Source organism: Mycobacterium nebraskense, from assembly GCF_002102255.1.
Classification (GTDB): Bacteria; Actinomycetota; Actinomycetes; order Mycobacteriales; family Mycobacteriaceae; genus Mycobacterium; species Mycobacterium nebraskense.
Genome location: NZ_LQPH01000176.1, coordinates 1 through 1,290, shown reverse-complemented (window position 1 = coordinate 1,290; position 1,290 = coordinate 1). Strand labels below are relative to the sequence as shown.

The 1,290-nt window shown below is 63.7% G+C and carries 1 protein-coding gene; it reads left to right on the top strand.

Features of this window, described 5'->3' with window-relative positions:
* Nucleotides 1-207: 207 nt before the first annotated feature.
* Entirely contained in the window at nucleotides 208-1,278 is a 1,071-nt protein-coding gene (locus AWC17_RS29115) for an IS110 family RNA-guided transposase (RefSeq protein ID WP_192579510.1), read from the top strand.
* Nucleotides 1,279-1,290: the final 12 nt, after the last annotated feature.

Here is a 1,290-nt window from a genome sequence, read left to right as displayed (position 1 = left end):
TCAGTGTCAGGGTGAGGTGCCGCTTGTTGCGGTGGTTGGATCCTGATCACCTGATGTTTGGCTCGTACCGTCGGTGCCGCCTTCGGGTTGGCGTGCATACGTTTTGTCGGCATCAGGTGTGAAGGACCGGCCGGCGTGACTTGATAGGAGCGTGGCATCCGCCCCCACTGAGGTTTGTCCGCCGACCGGCCCAACCGTCACCTCACAGTGAAGGAGGCAACCACCATGGTTGTTGTTGGAGCCGATGTACACAAGCGCACCCACACGTTTGTCGCGGTCGACGAGGTCGGGCGCAAGATCGGCGAGAAGGTCGTCAAAGCCGTGACCGCGGGCCATGGCGAGGCGGTGATGTGGGCTCGGGAGCGCTTCGGCGCCGATGTGGTGTGGGCGATCGAGGATTGCCGGCATCTGTCGGCCCGGTTGGAGCGTGACCTGATGGGCTTTGGTCAGTCGGTGGTGCGGGTGCCGCCGAAGCTGATGGCCCAAACTCGGGCTAGCGCGCGTACGCGGGGCAAGTCTGACCCGATCGATGCGCTTGCCGTTGCGCGGGGATTCTTGCGTGAACCCGATCTGCCGGTCGCCTCGCATGACGAGGTGTCACGTGAGTTGAAGTTATTAGTGGATCGCCGGGAAGTCCTTGTGGCGCAACGCACGGCGACGATTAACCGGTTGTTGTGGCGGGTGCACGAACTTGATCCCGAACGCGCCCCGAAGTCGCGTTCGTTGGATCTGGCCAAGCACCGCCGCATCCTGGGTGACTGGCTAGACACCGTGCCCGGGTTGGTAGCCGAGTTGGCTCGTGACGAGCTGGCTGATATCAGCCGGCTCACCGAAACGATCAACGCCTTGGCCAAGCGGATCGGACAGCGAGTTCGCCACGTCGCCCCGGTGCTGCTTTCTCTTCCGGGCTGCGGGGAGCTGACCGCGGCCAAACTAGTCGGCGAGACCGCCGGCGTGACCCGGTTTAAAAGCGCGGCTGCCTTCGCACGTCATGCCGGAGTGGCGCCTGTCCCGGTGTGGTCGGGAAACACTGCCGGCCGGGTCCGGATGACCCGATCGGGCAACCGCCAACTCAACGCCGCCCTGCACCGGATCGCCGTCACCCAGATCCGCCTCGACGGCCTCGGACAGGCCTACTACCGCAAGCGGCTCACCGAGCGTGATTCCACCGCTGAAGCTTTACGTTGCCTCAAACACCGCATTAGCCGCGTCGTCTTTCATCACCTGCGAACCGACGAACAAAACCGTCAACAGCCTTGCCACCCGGCAGCGGCTTGACATAGGAGAAAC